Raw genomic sequence first — 1,988 nt, 5'->3', positions numbered from 1 at the left:
CGTGTTGCGGGTCCCCGCCCCCCTCCCGCGGGTTGGGAGGGGGACGCGCAGGGGGCGTGGTCGGACACTCAGGCTGACTTGTGCCGCGTGGACAAGGAGGTCTCATCGGGTCCAACGAGCGGTTCACGCGGCGTAAGTCACGCCGTCCGGCCATGACCCCGGAGCGGTACCCGGACACCGGCCGCAACCACACCAGCCCGTCCGGCGCTTGAGGACGAACCCGGCCACCGGGCGGACCCGGTCAACGAACACCCCCCACCCCCCACCCCGCCCCACTAGTGACACGTTGAGTTTCAATACGTACGCTCCTGAATATGGATATGCACACTGTCGTCGTGGGAACGGCCGGCACCACCGCCGAAGACGTCGTCGCCGTCGCCCGCGGCAACGCCCGTGTCGAGCTTTCCGCCGAGGCCGTCGCCGCCCTCGCCGCCGCCCGCGAGATCGTCGACGCGCTCGCCGCCAAGCCCGAGCCCGTGTACGGCGTCTCCACCGGGTTCGGGGCGCTCGCCAGCCGGCACATCGGGCACGACCTCCGGGGGCGGCTCCAGCGGAACATCGTGCGGTCGCACGCCGCCGGGATGGGCCCCCGCGTCGAGCGCGAGGTCGTGCGCGCGCTGATGTTTCTGCGGCTCAAGACCCTCGCGTCCGGGCACACCGGCGTACGCCCCGAGGTCGCCCAGACCATCGCGGACGTGCTGAACGCGGGGATCACGCCCGTCGTGCACGAGTACGGCTCCCTCGGCTGCTCCGGCGACCTCGCGCCGCTCTCGCACTGCGCGCTGACGCTGATGGGCGAGGGTGACGCCGAGGGCCCGGACGGCGCGCTGCGGCCCGCGGGCGAGCTGCTTGCCGCGCACGGCATCGCGCCCGTCGAGCTGCGGGAGAAGGAGGGTCTCGCGCTGCTCAACGGCACCGACGGGATGCTCGGCATGCTGGTCATGGCCCTCGCCGACCTCCAGCGGCTCTACACCTCCGCCGACATCACCGCCGCGCTGACCCTGGAGGCGCTGCTCGGTACGGACAAGGTCCTCGCCCCCGAGCTGCACGCCATCCGTCCGCACCCCGGCCAGGGCGTCAGCGCCGACAACATGCTGCGGGTGCTCGCCGGGTCCGGGCTGACCGGGCATTTCCAGGAGGACGCGGCGCCCCGGGTCCAGGACGCGTACTCCGTGCGCTGCGCCCCGCAGGTCGCCGGCGCGGGCCGGGACACCCTGGCGTACGCCCGGATCGTGGCCGACCGTGAGCTGGCGTCGGCCGTGGACAATCCGGTGGTGCTGCCGGACGGCAGGGTGGAGTCCAACGGCAACTTCCACGGCGCCCCCGTCGCGTATGTGCTGGACTTCCTCGCGATCGTCGCCGCCGACCTCGGTTCCATCGCCGAGCGCCGCACGGACCGGCTGCTCGACAAGAACCGTTCGCACGGTCTCCCCGCCTTCCTCGCGGACGACCCCGGCGTCGACTCGGGGCTGATGATCGCCCAGTACACGCAGGCCGCGCTGGTCAGCGAGATGAAGCGGCTGGCCGTACCGGCGTCCGTCGACTCCATCCCGTCGTCGGCGATGCAGGAGGACCATGTGTCGATGGGCTGGTCGGCGGCGCGCAAGCTCCGTACGGCCGTGGCGCATCTGACGCGGATCGTGGCCGTCGAGATGTACGCGGCGACCCGCGCGATCGAGCTGCGTACGGGTCTGCTGCCCGCGCCGGCGTCGCGGGCCGCCATCGAGGCGGTGCGCGCGGCGGGGATCGAGGGGCCGGGCCCGGACCGGTTCCTGGCGCCGGATCTCGCGGCGGCGGACGCGTTCGTGCGTGAGGGGCGGCTGGTGGCGGCGGTGGAGCCGGTGACCGGCCCGCTGGCCTGAGACATACGCGGAGGGGGGGGGGGGGGGCCGCCCGCCCGCCCCCCCCCCCCCGGGACCGGCCGGGGCGGCCCCGGGGGCGGGGGTGGTGTGGGGGGGGGCGCGGGCCCGCCGGTCCCTCCAGCCCGC

Annotated in this window: 1 protein-coding gene; it reads left to right on the top strand. The window is 74.3% G+C overall.

Features of this window, described 5'->3' with window-relative positions; translation table 11 throughout:
* Positions 1 to 314 precede the first annotated feature (314 nt).
* A complete protein-coding gene (gene hutH / locus ACFYNU_RS38100) occupies positions 315 to 1,862 on the top strand; it encodes a histidine ammonia-lyase (protein WP_356597341.1) in 1,548 nt (515 codons plus the stop codon).
* Positions 1,863 to 1,988: the final 126 nt, after the last annotated feature.

Origin of the sequence: Streptomyces sp. NPDC006643 (genome assembly GCF_042870175.1) — a bacterium.
Lineage (GTDB): Bacteria > Actinomycetota > Actinomycetes > Streptomycetales > Streptomycetaceae > Streptomyces.
Note: the sequence above shows the minus strand (reverse complement) of the source record. Positions and strands in the feature narration are given on the sequence as shown.